The 14468-nt window shown below is 66.2% G+C and carries 18 protein-coding genes; 3 read left to right on the forward strand and 15 right to left on the reverse strand.

Annotation, left to right across the window (positions count from 1 at the left end; all coding sequences use genetic code 11):
* Positions 1-27: 27 nt before the first annotated feature.
* From HLH35_RS07210 to HLH35_RS07235, 6 genes are all read right to left on the reverse strand, one after another.
* Positions 28-810: a GIN domain-containing protein gene (locus tag HLH35_RS07210; RefSeq protein ID WP_182978518.1), complete on the reverse strand. Its 783-nt coding sequence runs from the start codon at positions 808-810 to the stop codon at positions 28-30.
* Between the two features lie 76 nt (positions 811-886).
* Positions 887-1471: a DUF1700 domain-containing protein gene (locus tag HLH35_RS07215; RefSeq protein ID WP_182978519.1), complete on the reverse strand. Its 585-nt coding sequence runs from the start codon at positions 1469-1471 to the stop codon at positions 887-889.
* Positions 1468-1803, reverse strand: coding sequence for a helix-turn-helix transcriptional regulator (locus HLH35_RS07220; RefSeq protein WP_182978520.1), 336 nt, complete (start codon positions 1801-1803; stop codon positions 1468-1470). Before HLH35_RS07220 ends, HLH35_RS07215 begins: the two co-directional genes overlap by 4 nt.
* A 208-nt stretch (positions 1804-2011) precedes the next feature.
* Positions 2012-2797 (reverse strand): 5'/3'-nucleotidase SurE, encoded by a 786-nt coding sequence (gene surE / locus HLH35_RS07225; protein ID WP_182978521.1) that lies wholly within the window; start codon positions 2795-2797, stop codon positions 2012-2014.
* 128 nt (positions 2798-2925) lie between these two features.
* The gene (gene metC / locus HLH35_RS07230; RefSeq protein ID WP_182978686.1) at positions 2926-4116 is read right to left on the reverse strand and encodes a cystathionine beta-lyase; all 1191 of its coding nucleotides are present in this window, start codon (positions 4114-4116) and stop codon (positions 2926-2928) included.
* 47 nt (positions 4117-4163) lie between these two features.
* Positions 4164-5024: a sulfurtransferase gene (locus HLH35_RS07235; protein WP_408870107.1), complete on the reverse strand. Its 861-nt coding sequence runs from the start codon at positions 5022-5024 to the stop codon at positions 4164-4166.
* A gap of 213 nt (positions 5025-5237) precedes the next feature.
* On the opposite strand from HLH35_RS07235, the gene HLH35_RS07240 reads away from it, so the two are divergent.
* Together HLH35_RS07240 and HLH35_RS07245 are read left to right on the forward strand one after the other, a co-directional pair.
* The gene (locus tag HLH35_RS07240; protein ID WP_182978522.1) at positions 5238-6308 is read left to right on the forward strand and encodes an AI-2E family transporter; all 1071 of its coding nucleotides are present in this window, start codon (positions 5238-5240) and stop codon (positions 6306-6308) included.
* The gene (locus HLH35_RS07245) at positions 6305-7006 is read left to right on the forward strand and encodes an endonuclease/exonuclease/phosphatase family protein (RefSeq protein ID WP_182978523.1); all 702 of its coding nucleotides are present in this window, start codon (positions 6305-6307) and stop codon (positions 7004-7006) included. Before HLH35_RS07240 ends, HLH35_RS07245 begins: the two co-directional genes overlap by 4 nt.
* Here the strand turns inward: HLH35_RS07245 and cls are convergent.
* On the reverse strand, positions 6997-8415 hold the full coding sequence (cls, locus tag HLH35_RS07250) for a cardiolipin synthase (RefSeq protein WP_182978524.1): 1419 nt from the start codon (positions 8413-8415) through the stop codon (positions 6997-6999). The genes HLH35_RS07245 and cls overlap by 10 nt on opposite strands.
* 98 nt (positions 8416-8513) lie before the next feature.
* Here cls and HLH35_RS07255 point away from each other — a divergent pair, with 98 nt between their 5' ends.
* Entirely contained in the window at positions 8514-8933 is a 420-nt protein-coding gene (locus HLH35_RS07255) for a YraN family protein (protein WP_246384927.1), read from the forward strand.
* A gap of 38 nt (positions 8934-8971) precedes the next feature.
* Here the strand turns inward: HLH35_RS07255 and HLH35_RS07260 are convergent, their stop codons facing one another.
* The 8 genes from HLH35_RS07260 to purC all read right to left on the reverse strand — a co-directional run bounded on the left by HLH35_RS07260 (position 8972) and on the right by purC (position 14398).
* Positions 8972-9304, reverse strand: a complete 333-nt coding sequence (locus tag HLH35_RS07260; protein ID WP_182978525.1) for a hypothetical protein — start codon at positions 9302-9304, stop codon at positions 8972-8974.
* Between the two features lie 139 nt (positions 9305-9443).
* Entirely contained in the window at positions 9444-9779 is a 336-nt protein-coding gene (gene grxD / locus HLH35_RS07265) for a Grx4 family monothiol glutaredoxin (RefSeq protein WP_182964484.1), read from the reverse strand.
* 56 nt (positions 9780-9835) lie between these two features.
* Positions 9836-10069, reverse strand: coding sequence for a BolA family protein (locus HLH35_RS07270; RefSeq protein WP_182964485.1), 234 nt, complete (start codon positions 10067-10069; stop codon positions 9836-9838).
* Positions 10070-10097: 28 nt separating this feature from the next.
* Positions 10098-12326, reverse strand: coding sequence for a phosphoribosylformylglycinamidine synthase subunit PurL (gene purL, locus HLH35_RS07275; RefSeq protein WP_182978526.1), 2229 nt, complete (start codon positions 12324-12326; stop codon positions 10098-10100).
* Positions 12323-13024 (reverse strand): phosphoribosylformylglycinamidine synthase subunit PurQ, encoded by a 702-nt coding sequence (gene purQ, locus HLH35_RS07280; RefSeq protein WP_182964487.1) that lies wholly within the window; start codon positions 13022-13024, stop codon positions 12323-12325. The genes purL and purQ overlap by 4 nt, the downstream gene beginning before the upstream one ends.
* Entirely contained in the window at positions 13021-13398 is a 378-nt protein-coding gene (locus tag HLH35_RS07285) for a Rap1a/Tai family immunity protein (protein ID WP_182978527.1), read from the reverse strand. Before HLH35_RS07285 ends, purQ begins: the two co-directional genes overlap by 4 nt.
* The gene (purS, locus tag HLH35_RS07290) at positions 13395-13637 is read right to left on the reverse strand and encodes a phosphoribosylformylglycinamidine synthase subunit PurS (protein ID WP_114728364.1); all 243 of its coding nucleotides are present in this window, start codon (positions 13635-13637) and stop codon (positions 13395-13397) included. Before purS ends, HLH35_RS07285 begins: the two co-directional genes overlap by 4 nt.
* A complete protein-coding gene (gene purC / locus HLH35_RS07295; RefSeq protein WP_182964489.1) occupies positions 13634-14398 on the reverse strand; it encodes a phosphoribosylaminoimidazolesuccinocarboxamide synthase in 765 nt (254 codons plus the stop codon). Before purC ends, purS begins: the two co-directional genes overlap by 4 nt.
* Positions 14399-14468: the final 70 nt, after the last annotated feature.

The following is a 14468-nucleotide window of genomic DNA, read 5'->3' on the forward strand; positions in this document are numbered from 1 at the left end:
AACCACCCTCCCCCCATATTGCCCCGGTCAGAGCTGAACGTCGCCCTCTTTTGCCTTCACTCCCGGCCTATCATGGTCGCTGTCGTGATCGTCATGATTGTCGTCATCGACCGTTATGGAGCCGATGCCGCTGATCTCCTTCGTCAGGGATGCCGGCTTGCGGGTCAGCTCCACCGCCCCGACGCCGCTGAGGCGGACGGAGGCATGCCCGCTCGGCCCGATGCTGACATGCCCGGCGCCGGAGATCCCGACATCCGCGTCGCGCACCACCATGTCCGACAGGTCGGCCTGCGCCGCGCCCGCGACCTTCAGCGTCACCATGTCAGCCTTGCCGTGCCCGGTCACGTTGCCGGCCCCCTCAACGGTCAGGGATAGATGGTCCACCGCCACGTCGTTCAGCGTCAGCGATCCGGCGGAGCGCAGGGTCAGCGCCTTGAGGGCCGGCGCCGTGACGACGATCCGCAGATGCCCATTGTGCCAGTGATGGTGCGAGACATGGTCCAGGGCGAGCACGTCACCGTTCAGCGTCACCCGGTCGACGATATCGCTTGCCCCGCTGACGGTGATGCCGGGGGCGGGCCCCTGCGTATAGACGATGCTGGCCGGGAGCTCGAAGGTCAGCGCCTCGCCGCCCTTCCAGTCGAGCTTGTGCGTGGCCGCCTGTGCCGCCGGTGCATCATCATCATCATCATCCAGCAGGTCCATGGCGGAAATGTGCCAGTTGGTCGGGCCGCGTACCGCCGCCACCCCGAAACAGGCCATGGACAGGGCCGCGCCCCCCACCGCCACCAAAATGAGTCCACGTATCATTGGAATCTCCTCGCCCGATCGGGCGCAATCGTGACTAACTTTTTGATATAAAAAAGTTTCGAGTCGGAATCCGCGATCAGTCGCGCAACCGGCCGTTCGATCCCGCGGTGATCAGCCGGTAATGGGCCCGTCCGTAACGGACCAGCAGATTGACCAGCCCGATCGTGAACAGGACGCAGAACGCCGTCAGCGAGGCCCCGCCACCCAGCACGCCCAGGCTCAGCAACGCGGCCTGCAACCGGTCGCCCATGAAACCCGGGAAGTTCGTAACCAGCGCGAACGGCAGCGCGAAGCCCCCGCCCAGGCACGCCACCAGCCCGACCAGCAGGAAGGCGAACAAGGTGGTCACGATGCCGATCAGGACGGGCAGGATCACGAACAGGTCCAGTGCCGCCAGCCCGATCACCCCCACGATCACGCCCAGGGCCGAGGCAAGGCTTCGCTCGTCCTCCCACCGGCGCAGGCCGGCTTCGGCGCGGAGTTCGCGGGCCAGGCGCGACGGGTCGCCCAGGGCCGTGGCGACATCGGCGTCGCTGCGCCCGGCCGCACGCCCGGCATCGAAATGCCCCTCGTAATCGGCGATGATGTCGTCGATGGCCGGCCGCGGCAGCCCCCACAGGCCACTCCTCAGCCTCCGGAGAAACGAATCCCGCTCATTCATGATGTCTTCTCCAGATCCAGGTCCAGAATGGCGGCAACGGCGCGCGTGAAGTCGGTCCAGGCCGCTTTCTGGGCATTGAGGTTGTTTCGGCCGCCTTCGGTCAGGCGATAATATTTTCGCGGGGGGCCGGACGATGATTCGACCAGATAGGTGGAGACCAGCCCGTCCTTCTGCATCCGGCGCATCAGGGGGTAGATCGTTCCCTCACCCATATCGATGGCGGCGGACAGACGGCTGGCGATGTCGTAGCCGTATGAGTCCGACCGCGCGAGGAGTGCGAGAACACAGAGTTCCAGCACCCCTTTCTTGAATTGGACGAGATTGCTGTCCACGACGTCTCGATCCTTGAATGGGCTCTGCACTGCACGGAACCTTCTTATACAAGGTAGCCATCATTGGGTGGTTCCTTGCAATAGTTTTTTGCGGTGGCCCAGAAATTGGACGCAAAAAAAGCCGGACAAGCCGGCTGATCCTGATGCGCCTCAGCGCAGGAAAATATTATAACTCTTTATTTTTAAATCATATAATAGAGAATTCCGATCAGACGCGGGCCTGCGCGGCGCGCATCCGCGCCAGCACGCCCTGATCGGTGCGCTCGAAGCGCAGCGGTGTGACCGATACCTTGCCGGACAAGACGGCTTCCGTCTCGGTCCCCTCGTCATCGGTGGTGGACGATCGGGTCAGGCTCAGCCAGTGATAGGCGCCGTTGCGCGGATCGGTGCGCGCCGTGATGGCGGCACCGCCCAGCAATCCTGCCCCCTGGCTGGTCAACACCGGCCCGCCTGCCAGCGCGGGCGGCCGATCGGGGAAGTTGATGTTCAGGCAGGCATCGCGCGCCCAGTCGAGCCGGGACATGGCGCGAATGACGGAAGGCGCCAGCGCCCGCGCCGTCTCCCACCGCACTGGCTGGTCGCGGGTAAAGAGCTGGCTCAGCGCGATCGACGGAATACCCAGCAGCAATCCGGTCATCGCCGCCCCGACGGTTCCCGAAAACACCGTCTCCATGCCCAGATTGGCACCGCGATTGACGCCTGACAGGATCAGGTCGGGCGGCTGGTCGGCCATCAGATGGCTCACACCCATCACCACGCAGTCGCCCGGCGTGCCGGTAACGCCATAACGCCGCTCTCCCCGCTGCACGACCCGCAGCGGGTCGTGCAGGCTGAGCGCGTGCGAGGTGCCGCTCTGGTCCCGCTCGGGCGCCACCACCCAGATTTCGGGCGCCAGCGTGGCGGCGATCTCCACCAAAATGGCCAGCCCCGGCGCATCGATGCCGTCATCATTGGTCAGAAGAATGCGCCGCGCGATAAAATCGCCATCCACCATGTCACGTTCCCGATCGGCGACCGCCGCGCGAGGCGGCGATGGCGCGTCTGTTGCCTGCCGGGTTGAAGCACCCGCCCGTCATGCCTGCGTATCACCGCAGGCGCAGGACGGAAACGGGGCCGGCGTGGTCAGTCGCTGTAGGATGCAGCGCCTGTCAGTACTTCGAGCCCCGCCGACAGGTCGGCAATCAGGTCCTCGGGATTTTCCAGGCCGATATGCAGGCGGCAGGCGGGGCCGCAATCCGGCGCGTCCGCCGCGCAGGTGCGGACGATGCCGCCGGTCGTGGGCAGGACCAGGCTTTCATATCCGCCCCACGAGGCCCCGATCCCGAACAGGGTCAGGGAATCGATCATCGCGACCATCGCCTCCTGGCTGTAGTCCGGCCGGAACATCACGCCGAACAGGGCGGAAGCGCCACTGAAATCGCGCCGCCATATCTCATGCCCTGGGCAGGATGGCAGGGCCGGATGCAGCACGCGCGCGACTTCCGGCCGATCCGCCAGCCACAGCGCCACGTCGATCGCGCTACGTGACTGGCGTTCCAGCCGCGCCCCCATGGTGCGCAGGCCACGCAGGGTCAGCCAGCAATCGTCCGGGCCGGCCACCTGGCCGAGCTGAATGCAGGTATCGCGCAGCACATGCCAGTCCTGCTCGTCCGCGACCGACACCGCGCCGATGATGCTGTCCGAATGGCCTGCGGGATATTTGGTCAGTGCCTGCACCGAAATATCGACCCCATGGTCGAACGGACGGAAGATGCCGACACCCCAGGTATTGTCCAGCATCAGCCGCGCGCCATGCTCATGCGCGATGTCGGCGATCATGCGGATATCCTGGACCTCGAACGTATGGCTGCCGGGGCTTTCGGCGACCACCACCTGGGTGTTGGGCCGCATCATCGCCCGCAGCCCTTCGGCATCGATCAGCGGCGGATAATAGGTGGTCTCCACCCCGAAACGGCGCAGCACCGTGTTGGCGAAGCGCCTTGTGGGGCCGTAGACCGAGTCCGGAATCAGGCAGTGGCCGTTCTTGCCCAGGAATGCGAGCAGCGGCGTGGTGCAGGCAGCCAGGCCCGAGGACACGATCTGGGCATGGCGCGCGCCCTCGATGGCGGCGATCGCGGCTTCGAGTTCGTGCTGGATCGGCGTGCCCATGGCGCCATAGATCAGCTCGTGATCGTAGCGCCTTGTGCCGTTGCGGTTCATGTCCGCGACGGTCGGAAACAGCACGGTCGAACCGCGCGTCGGCGGCTGGTTGACCAGGGTGCCGCGCGCATCGGGCGGCAGGTCGCGGGCCAGATGGACCAGCAGGGTGCCCATCTCGCGCCAGCCGCGCGATACGGCCTGATGCAGGGTTTCGCGATCGGTCACGAAAGGGCGCCCCGACCCGGCCCGGTCTCCACCGGCGCGCCGGGCGTCGATCCCCATTCCGCCCAGGAGCCGTCATACAGTGCATCGCCCGCACGGCCGCAGATCGCCAGCCCCAGCGACAACACCGCCGCCGTCACGCCGGACCCGCAACTGGTGATGACACGCCGGTCTTCGGTCACACCGGCCTCGGCAAACCGCGCATGCAGGATCTCGGGCGGCAGGAACGCGCGGTTGTCGTCCAGCAGCCTGCCGAACGGCAGGTTGTGCGCACCCGGCATGTGGCCCGACGCCAGACCCGGCCGGGGCTCGGCCACCTCGCCCGTGAAGCGCCCGTGGGTGCGGGCATCGAGGATCAGCCGGTCCCCGCGCCTCACATGGTCACGCATGTCACCCAGCCCCGCGACCCGCACGAAACGGGGCGCCGGGCGGAAAGTGGCCGCGGCCACGGCCGGTGGCGGGCCGCTCTCGACCGGGCCGCCGGCCCGCTGCCATGCCGGCAGGCCGCCATCCAGCACCTGGACACGCTCCAGCCCGAACAGCCCGGCCAGCCACCAGCCCCGCGCCGCCGATGCCGCATTGCCCTGGTCGTAGAAGACCACATGCGCCGCGTCGGACAGGCCCAGCGCGCCCGCCAGCGCCGCGAAGCGCGCCTGGGTCGGGATCATGTGCGGCAAGACGGTTTCGGGGTCGGAAAACTGCTCGATGTCGAAGCGGCGGGCCCCCGGCAGCCGGGCTTCGACGAAACGCCGCGCCGGATCGAACGTCTCACCCGGCAGGGCCATCGTGGCGTCGAGCAGGACGAGGTCCGGCGCGGAGAAGATCTCAAGCAGCCGGGCGGGCGAGATCAGGGGATGAATGGACGCATGCATCGAGAGGGACCCCATCACGGTTCGGTGCTGTTCCGGGCCCAGACGAAGCGGCGGGGTATCCGAAGCACAGACCGTCCTTAGCGGAGTGCTTCGCTCCCGATCAACCATCGCTGCCTCGCGGCCCTTTACCATCCCGGTGCGGTGCCACATCATCAGGCGGTGCCGGATGCGCTCCGGCGTCGCAAGCCATGGCGGGAATCAATGACCGAGCGCATCATGATGGGGTTGTTGTTGGGCGGTGTCGCCTTCGGGTGCGGCGCCATCCTCTATCCCTTCATGTCGGCCCTGCTCTGGGCGGCGATCCTGACCTTCGCCACCTGGCCGATCTATGTCCGCATCCGACGGAACATGGGGCCGGTAGTGGGTGCGGTGATCATGACGGTGCTGACGACGCTGGTCGTCGCCGTGCCGCTGGTGATCGTGGTCAGCTCCAGCATCGCGGACCTCCCCGGCACGTTCGAGCGGCTGACGACCTCGCTGACGTCGTTCCACCTGCCCGCACCCACATGGCTGTCGCGCATCCCCCTTGTCGGCCCCGACCTGGCGAACAAATGGACCCAATGGGCCACCGACCTGGGCCATGCCGAACACATGCTGCTGCCCTATGCCGGCAATATCGCGCAATCGATGCTGAGCGGCCTGATGCTGGTTGCCAGCGGGCTGGTCCATCTGGGCATGGCGCTGTTCATCGCCTTCTTCTTCTGGCTGGGCGGTGATGCGCTGGGCGCGACCTTCGCGGCCGTCATCCGGCGCATCGCCGGCGCCTATGCCGACCGGATCATCGGCATCATCGGCCGGACCATCCGTGGGACGGTCTATGGTATCCTGGGCACCGCGATCATCCAGGGCGTGCTGACGGGGCTGGGCTTCGCCATGACCGGGCTGCCGCAACCGGTACTGTTCGGCATGATTACCGCCGGGGTCGCGGTGCTGCCGATCGGGGCACCGCTGATCTGGATTCCGGGTGCGCTGGCCCTGATGCTGACGCATCATCTCTGGCGCGGGATCTGCCTGGTGGCGTTCGGGACCTTCATCATTTCGGGGGCCGATCATGTCATCCGGCCGATGTTCATCTCGCGCGGCGCGCAACTGCCTTATCTGCTGACGGTCCTGGGCGTATTGGGCGGAGTGTGGACCTTCGGCGCGCTGGGGATCTTCCTCGGCCCGGTGCTGCTGGGCGTGGGCTACACGCTCACGGCCGAATTTGCTGCCAACGCGCCGGGCCGGGCGGGGAAAAACGCCCGGATAGAGGAGACCTTCATCGAATCATGAGCATCACCCACCCCTCCCCGCTGCTGCCCCCGCGCCCGGGGCAGCGCCCGCGCCCGGCCCATCTGCCGGCGCCCGTCATCGGGTCGGAACGCAAGATCGTCAGTTGGAACCTGCTGCATCGCGTCGGGGCCACGCCGCGCGACGTGATCCACCTGATCGAGGAGGAACGGCCGGACCTGCTGCTGATGCAGGAAGCGACCGAGGATTTCGATGCCCTGCCCCATCTGATCGGCGGTCATTACGCCCGCTCGCCCCTGCCGGGCCGCATTCATGGTGTCGCCTGCTGGAGCCCCGGCCCGTTCCGTCGCCCCCCCCTTGCCTGCACCCTGCCCTCCGGCCCGCTGGTGCGCCGGGTCGCGCAGGTGATCGAATGCGCGGCCTTCGGTTTTTCGGTGGCGAATGTCCATCTGTCGCACGGCCAGATCATGAATCGCCGCCAGTTGCGCCGGCTGGTCCAGATCCTGCCGTCCCATGCCGCTGTGCTGGGCGATTTCAACCTGGTCGGTCCAACCCTGATGCCGAGTTTCCGTGATGTGGGACCACGCGCGCCAACCCACCGGATGGTCGACATGCTCCCGATCCGGATCGACCGGTGTCTGGTGCGGGGCCTGATCTGCACCCAGGCACGGGTACTGAACCGATACGCGTCGGACCACCGGCCGATCGCAGTGCGACTGGAGCGATCGGACTACAGGTAAGGCAGGAACAGCCGCGCCGCCGAATCCCGCAGGCGGATCGGCAGCGACCTGCGGTCCAGATCGTAATGGGTCAGGCGATCCTGCCGATGCATGACGATGAAATCGTCGATCCGCGCTGCCAGCGCATCGTCATAGGCTTCCAGATTGATTTCGAAATTCAGGCGCAGGCTGCGCACGTCGAGGTTGGAACTGCCGACGCAGGTCCAGTGCCGGTCCACCACCATCAGCTTGGAATGGTTGAAGGGCGGCCTTGCCTGCCAGACGCGACAGCCGGAATCGAGAAAGCGCGGCAGATTGGCCGAACGGGCCCAGTCGATCAGCGTGTGATTACTGTGCCGCGGCACCACGATATCGACCTCGATTCCGCGCAGGGCCGCCAAGGCCAGTTCGCTCAGGAAGCGATCGCCGGGCAGGAAATAGGGCGTCATCAGCCGTACCGACTGTCGGGCCAGGGTAATGGCCTGGAGCATGGTATATTCGATCTTTTCCAGATCGGAATCCGGCCCCGCCGTCACGATCCGTGCCAGCGTCTCGCCCTTCGGCGTCATCTCGGGAAAGATCGAGGCCGGCGGCAGGTCTTCGCCCCAGGCAAAGGACCAGTCCTGGGCGAAGGCTTCGGTCAATTGATGGACGATCGGGCCTTCCAGCCGGAAATGCGTGTCCGCCACCGGATGGCGGGGGTGGGTCGCCATCAGGTTTTCCACCCCGATATTCAGCCCGCCCATGAAGCCCAGATGGCCATCCACCACCAGGATCTTCCTGTGGTTGCGCATGTTGATGAAGGGCATGCGCCAGGGCAGCATCGAGTGCATGAAACGGGCAACCGGCACGCCGGTCCGACGCAGGGCGGATGCGACCTGGCAGTGGAAATAACCGCTGCCGATCCCATCGACCAGCACCCGCACCGCAATGCCGCGACGATGGGCCTGGATCAGTGCGGTCAGGAACCGCTGGCCCGCCGCGTCGCCGCGAAAGATGTAGGAGCAGAGCAGCACGCTGCTGGTGGCGCCCTCGATCGCCGCCAGCATCTGCGGATAGACCTCGTCGCCGTTATGCAGCATCTCGACACGGTTGCCGCCCATCAGCGGCCGGCCGGTCAGCTTGCCGACCATATGCGCCAGCGGGGCAAAGCTGCCCTCTTCGGCGCGCTTCCAGCGGGAGGAAAGCGTGCGGCTGTGCCAGGAGGCCCGCCCGATCAGCTTGCGCGCCCGGCGATGCACCCGGTTGATGCCGAACATCGCGTACAATGTCCCGCCAGTGAACGGCATCAGGATGGTGATGCCGATCCAGCCGATCGCGGCGCCGACATCCTTCTTGTTCAGCAGCACATGCCCCGTCACCAAGGCTGCAACCGCAATGCGGAACAGAAACACCAGCAGAAGCACGGTTTGCCAGTACACGATCAGCATGCGTCAGCTCGATCCAGGATGATGGGCGGCGGCATTGTCGAAGCGAGCGCGGCGGGGCACTGTTCGAACCGACGCGGAGAGAAAGGTCAGGACGGTCGATGGTGCAGCCGGAATGGGGCAAGGATCAACTCTCGGCCGGACTGCGCGCCCGGCGGCAGGTGCGCGGGGCGGCTTCTCACGCCCGTGGGCTGCATGCCGAACAGACGGCCATGGCATGGCTGCGGCAGGGTGGATGGACGATCCTGGGCCATCGGGCCCGCACGCGTTGGGGCGAGATCGACCTTGTCGCGCGGCGCGGCGACCTGCTGGCGTTCTGCGAGGTCAAATGCCGCCCATCCTATGTCGAGGCAGCGGAATCCCTGACCCGTCACCAGATGCGCCGTCTGGCGAATGCGGCGACGGCGCTGTGCGCCGCACATCCCGACTGGGTGTGCGAACAAATGCGCTTCGATGTTCTGCTGGTCACAGCTGACGGGTCCGTACACCACATCGCCGACGCCTTCAGGCCGGAAGCATAGGCTCCGGGGGCGTCGGTGCCGGGCGGTCGCGGCGCGGATCAGGTGCGGTGGCGCCCCTTATGGGCGGTATGCCGGGCCGATGCCACGGCATGGGGATGATAGACGACATTATGGACCAGTCCGCGCGAGCGGACGGTCGCACGGGCCGAATGGAAGTCGCTGATCGACGCCACATGAATGGCGCGCGTGTCACGATGATAGGCAACGTGCCGGACCGGCATGGGGATTGCGGTCAAGGCATCCAGGGTCAGTCGCCCGGCTTCGTCATTCGTCACCACATGCGCATGCGCGTTGTGGGGAGTGGCGGCCAGCAGGAACATCCCGGCTCCAAGTGCGCAGAACGCGGTCTTCCTGAATACTGCCTGGAACATCCATCACCTCACACCAACCCGATAAGGGAAAGCTAAACGAAAGGCGGGGCGCGCGACAAGAGAAAGGGCGCGGGCCCAATATAAAAAACGGGCCGGTCATGGCGACCGGCCCGTTCTTCAGATCGTAAGGTGCGAGGGATCAGGCCGAGGCCGACACGATCCCCTTTTCCGCGAACAGCTTTTCCAGTTCGCCGGTCTGGAACATTTCGGTCACGATATCGCAGCCACCGATGAACTCGCCCTTCACATAGAGCTGCGGCACGGTCGGCCAGTTCGTGAAATCCTTGACCCCCTGACGCAGTTCCGGATCTTCCAGCACGTTCGCGGTCTGGAACGGCACGCCGGTGTGATTCAGGATCTGCACCACGCGGGCCGAGAACCCGCATTGCGGGAACAGGGCGTTCCCCTTCATGTACAGCATGACCGGGTTGGTATCGATATCGTTCTGGATACGCTGCGCGATGGTTTCAGCCATTTGTTCAGTCCTGTGCAGTAGGCGGCCGGGGGCGGCCGCATAATGGGGGCGTTTATTCAGTCCGGGGCGGTGGTTTGCAGGGCCAGGGCATGCAGCTTGCCACCCATATGTCCCTGAAGCGCCGCATAGACGATCTGATGCTGGCGGACGCGCGACAATCCCCGAAAGGCCTCGCTGACGACGGTGCAAGCATAATGATCGCCGTCGCCCGCCAGATCCTCGATACTGATCGCGGCATCCGGCAGGGCGGTGCGGATATAGGTTTCGATCTCCTGTGCCGTCATCGCCATCGGCGTTCCTCCTTCGCGACCTTGTCGCTCAATCGTCCATCAGGGCGGGGAAAAACGCCGAATTGACCGCTTTCAGCCGCGCCTTCGATATTGTGGCGCCGCTGGGCAAAGTCAAACCGTCGCCCCCCACCTGGCCGAGGACCCGCGTTTCCACCCCGGCCGCCGTCGCAGCAAGGGTAAAGGCCTCGGCGTCGCGCACCGCCACAACATATCGTGACTGGTCTTCGCCGAACCAGAACGCCTCGGGCCGCATGCCCGATTGCGGGGCAGACAGGATGCACCCGGCCTCGCCCGCCATCGCCATCTCGGCCAGCGCAACCAGAATCCCGCCATCGGACACGTCGTGGCAGGCCAGGATATGGCCGCCTTCGATCTGCTGACGGACGAAATCGCCGTTGCGGCGCTCCGCCGCCAGGTCGATCGCGGGCGGGGCGCCGTCTTCACGCCCATGGATCTCGCGCAGCCACAGCGACTGGCCGAGTTCGCCACGGGTGGCACCGACCAGGACCAGCGTGCCCTCGTCCGGCATGGCCAGGCCGATGGCGCGATTCACATCGTCCAGCACGCCCAGCCCACCGATGGCCGGCGTCGGCAGGATCGAAACCGACGATCCGTCCGGCGCGCGGGTCTCGTTGTAGAGCGAGACGTTACCGCTGACGACCGGGAAGTCCAGGGCGCGGCAGGCCTCGCCCATCCCCTCGATGGCGGCAACGAACTGCCCCATCACCTCGGGCTTTTCCGGCGAGCCGAAATTCAAATTGTCGGTCACCGCCAGCGGACGGGCACCGGTCGCCACGATGTTGCGCCACGCTTCGGCCACCGCCTGCGCGCCGCCCTGGCGGGCATCGGCCCGGCAATAGCGGGGCGTGCAGTCCGTGGTCAGCGCCAGGCCCAGCGACGTGCCCTCGACCTTGACGATCGCGGCGTCGGCCGCACCCGGCCGCTTCACGGTCTGGCCGCCCACGGTGCTGTCATACTGGTTCCACACCCAGGCACGCGATGCCAGGTCCGGGCAGCCGATCAGACGGATCAGCGCCTGTTCGATCCCGACCGGGTCGGTGATCGGGCCCAGCGGTGCCGGCTCGGGCGACGGCGCGGTCGGGCGGCGATAGAGCGGCGCCTGGTCGGCCAGCGGGTCCAGCGGAATATCGGCCTCGACGCGCCCCTGATGGCGCACGACGATATGGCCGGTATCGGTCAGATGGCCGATGATCGCAAAATCCAGTTCCCATTTCTCGAAGATCGCGCGGGCGAGTTCGGTCCGGTCCGGGTGAATGACGATCAGCATGCGCTCCTGGCTTTCGGAGAGCATCATCTCATAGGCGGTCATGCCGCGCTCGCGCTGCGGCACGGCATCGAGGTCGAGGTCGATACCCACCCCGCCCTTGCCCGCCATCTCGACCGACGAGGAAGTCAGGCCGGCGGCGCCCATGTCCTGGATCGCCACGATCGCGTCGGTGGCCATCAGTTCCAGGCACGCCTCGATCAGCAGTTTTTCCACGAACGGGTCGCCGACCTGCACGGTCGGGCGCTTGGCCAGCGCGTCCTCGTCGAATTCGGAGGACGACATGGTCGCGCCATGGATGCCGTCGCGCCCGGTCTTGGAGCCGACATACACCACCGGATTGCCGATCCCCGCCGCGGCGGACAGGAAGATGCGATCCTGGCGGGCAATGCCCACCGTCATGGCATTGACCAGCGGGTTGCCGTCATAGGCCGGATGGAAATTGATTTCCCCGCCCACGGTCGGCACGCCGACGCAATTGCCGTAGCCGCCGATGCCGCGCACCACGCCGTCGACGATGCGGCGGGTCTGCGGGTTCTCCGGGCTGCCGAACCGCAGCGCGTTGAGGTTGGCGACCGGCCGCGCGCCCATGGTGAACACGTCACGCAGGATGCCGCCCACACCGGTCGCGGCACCCTGATAGGGCTCGATGAAGGACGGGTGGTTGTGGCTTTCCATCTTGAAGATGGCGGCCAGCCCCTGCCCGATATCGACCACACCCGCATTTTCGCCGGGGCCGTGGATCACCCACGGCGCCGTGGTCGGCAGCGTGCGCAGCCACACGCGCGAGGATTTATAGGAACAATGTTCCGACCACATGACGGAAAAGATGCCCAGCTCGGTCAGGCTGGGCGTGCGCCCCATGATCGAGAGCACATTGCCGTATTCTTCGGCCGTCAGTCCGAATTCCCGTGCCAAATCCTGAGTGACGGGGGCCTCGTCGACGGGCTTCTGCCCCGTTGCGCTGCTCATCGGACCAGAGCCTCCACCAGCCCCTCGAACAGGGGCTTTCCATCTTCGCCGCCCATCAGCGGGTCCACCAGGTCTTCGGGGTGCGGCATCATGCCGCAGATCCGCAGATTGGCGCTGAGCACGCCGGCAATCGCCTTGACGCTGCCATTGGGATTGGTCTGCCGGTCGCCTTCATCGACGCGCCCGTCGGGCCGCGAATAGCGGAACGCGATGCGTCCGCTGTCTTCCAGCTCGCGGATCGTGGCGTCGTCGGCGATATAGTTGCCGTCGCCATGCGCCATCGGGGCGCGGAACACGTCGCCCGCGTTCCAGCGGCGGGTAAAGGGCGTATCGTTGCGCTCGACCCGCAGATGGCAGTCCTGCGACAGGAAGCGCAGCGCGCCGTTGCGCAGCAGTGCTCCCGGCAGCAGACCGGCTTCCGTCAGGATCTGGAAGCCGTTGCACACACCCAGGATATGGCCGCCAGCTTCGGCGAAGCGGCGGATCGCGGGCATGATCGGGGCATGGGCCGCCATGGCGCCACAGCGCAGGTAATCGCCGTAGCTGAACCCGCCGGGCAGCACGACGAGGTCCAGATCCGGCAGATCGGTCTCGCCATGCCAGATCATCACCGGCTCGCGCCCGGTCACGACCCGCAGCGCGATCGCCATGTCACGTTCCCGGTTCGTGCCCGGAAAGACGACGATTCCGGCCTTCATTTGCCGCCACCGCAGGGATAGGACTCATGCAGGGCGGTAAAGGCCAGTTCGCCGACCGGCTTGGACAACTGGTCGGTATGGGCGCGCAGCCAAGACACGACATGCCCGCGCATCTCGGCGCTGGTCACGCCGGACTTCACGCAGAAGCCCGTCGGCGCGGCCTTGTCGCCCTCGTTGCGGTCATAGACATGCGTCAGGGCGACGGAATCGGCCAGACCGGACAGGTAAGCGTCGCAGATCGCGACGCTGGGGGCCCGGCTGCACAGTTCCAGGAACCGCCCGCCCTGCAGGGTCGAGACCCGCTGGGCCATGGCCGAGGCCGGCAGGCCGGCCGCCAGGGCGGCAACCAGCAGGATGCAACGACGCGCGCTCATGCCACCACCTCGGTCACGAAATCCTCGATCACCAGGTTGGCCAGCAGGCCGCGCGCCATGGCATCGGCCTTCTCGCGCGCGGCGGCGGGATCGGTCTCGTCCAGCTCCAGCTCGATCACGCGGCCAATCCGCACCTCGCCCACGCCGCCGAAGCCCAGCACATGCAGCGCATGGCCCACGGCCTTGCCCTGCGGGTCCAGCACGCCGTCCTTCAGCATGACCGTCACGCGTACTTTCATTGCATCACCTCCGGCCCCTTCATGTCGGAATTCGTGGCCTCGGGCAGGATGCCGAGCCGCCAGGCCACTTCCTGATATGCTTCCTCGACACGGCCCAGGTCGCGCCGGAAGCGGTCCTTGTCCAGCTTCTCGCTGGTCTTTGCGTCCCACAGGCGGCAATTGTCGGGCGAGATCTCGTCCGCCAGGACGATGCGCATCTCGTCGCCTTCCCACAGCCGGCCGAACTCCAGCTTGAAATCGACCAGCGTGATGCCGATGCCGACGAACAGTCCGGTCAGGAAATCGTTCGTGCGCATGGTCAGCGCAACCATGTCGTCCAGATCATGGGTGCAGGCCCAGTCGAAGGCCGTGATATGCTCTTCGCTGACCATCGGGTCGTTCAGGCTGTCGTTCTTGTAGTAATATTCGATGATCGTGCGCGGCAGGCGCGTGCCCTCGGGAATGCCCAGCCGCTTCGCCAGGCTGCCGGCGGCGACATTGCGCACCACGACTTCCAGCGGGATGATCTCGACCTCGCGAATCAGCTGCTCGCGCATGTTCAGGCGGCGGATGAAATGGGTCGGGATGCCGATATCGTGCAGACGCAGCATCAGATGTTCGCTGATGCGGTTGTTCAGCACGCCTTTGCCGGTGATGATCCCCTTCTTCGCCCCGTTTCCGGCCGTGGCGTCGTCCTTGAAATACTGGACCAGCGTCCCGGGTTCCGGACCCTCGAAGAGGATCTTGGCTTTTCCTTCGTAGAGCTGACGACGGCGGGCCATACTCGTCCTTCATGCGGCTGATGGAGGCATGTCCTGCATGCCGTCCGATATGGGGGCCCGGTCAGGGCCC

It is taken from the genome of Gluconacetobacter asukensis, assembly GCF_014174375.1.
Classification (GTDB): domain Bacteria; phylum Pseudomonadota; class Alphaproteobacteria; order Acetobacterales; family Acetobacteraceae; genus Gluconacetobacter; species Gluconacetobacter asukensis.

What these genes read in the sequence shown, in the direction of transcription:
- HLH35_RS07255 (WP_246384927.1), top strand. Translation starts at nt 8,514, where the DNA reads ATGGTGCAGCCGGAATGGGGCAAGGATCAACTCTCGGCCGGACTGCGC.
- HLH35_RS07270 (WP_182964485.1), bottom strand. Translation starts at nt 10,069, where the DNA reads ATGGCGATGACGGCACAGGAGATCGAAACCTATATCCGCACCGCCCTG.
- surE (WP_182978521.1), bottom strand. Translation starts at nt 2,797, where the DNA reads ATGGTGGATGGCGATTTTATCGCGCGGCGCATTCTTCTGACCAATGAT.
- HLH35_RS07210 (WP_182978518.1), bottom strand. Translation starts at nt 810, where the DNA reads ATGATACGTGGACTCATTTTGGTGGCGGTGGGGGGCGCGGCCCTGTCC.
- purS (WP_114728364.1), bottom strand. Translation starts at nt 13,637, where the DNA reads ATGAAAGTACGCGTGACGGTCATGCTGAAGGACGGCGTGCTGGACCCG.
- grxD (WP_182964484.1), bottom strand. Translation starts at nt 9,779, where the DNA reads ATGGCTGAAACCATCGCGCAGCGTATCCAGAACGATATCGATACCAAC.
- purC (WP_182964489.1), bottom strand. Translation starts at nt 14,398, where the DNA reads ATGGCCCGCCGTCGTCAGCTCTACGAAGGAAAAGCCAAGATCCTCTTC.
- HLH35_RS07245 (WP_182978523.1), top strand. Translation starts at nt 6,305, where the DNA reads ATGAGCATCACCCACCCCTCCCCGCTGCTGCCCCCGCGCCCGGGGCAG.
- purL (WP_182978526.1), bottom strand. Translation starts at nt 12,326, where the DNA reads ATGAGCAGCGCAACGGGGCAGAAGCCCGTCGACGAGGCCCCCGTCACT.
- HLH35_RS07215 (WP_182978519.1), bottom strand. Translation starts at nt 1,471, where the DNA reads ATGAATGAGCGGGATTCGTTTCTCCGGAGGCTGAGGAGTGGCCTGTGG.
- purQ (WP_182964487.1), bottom strand. Translation starts at nt 13,024, where the DNA reads ATGAAGGCCGGAATCGTCGTCTTTCCGGGCACGAACCGGGAACGTGAC.
- HLH35_RS07260 (WP_182978525.1), bottom strand. Translation starts at nt 9,304, where the DNA reads ATGTTCCAGGCAGTATTCAGGAAGACCGCGTTCTGCGCACTTGGAGCC.
- cls (WP_182978524.1), bottom strand. Translation starts at nt 8,415, where the DNA reads ATGCTGATCGTGTACTGGCAAACCGTGCTTCTGCTGGTGTTTCTGTTC.
- metC (WP_182978686.1), bottom strand. Translation starts at nt 4,116, where the DNA reads ATGGGCACCCTGCTGGTCCATCTGGCCCGCGACCTGCCGCCCGATGCG.
- HLH35_RS07240 (WP_182978522.1), top strand. Translation starts at nt 5,238, where the DNA reads ATGACCGAGCGCATCATGATGGGGTTGTTGTTGGGCGGTGTCGCCTTC.
- HLH35_RS07285 (WP_182978527.1), bottom strand. Translation starts at nt 13,398, where the DNA reads ATGAGCGCGCGTCGTTGCATCCTGCTGGTTGCCGCCCTGGCGGCCGGC.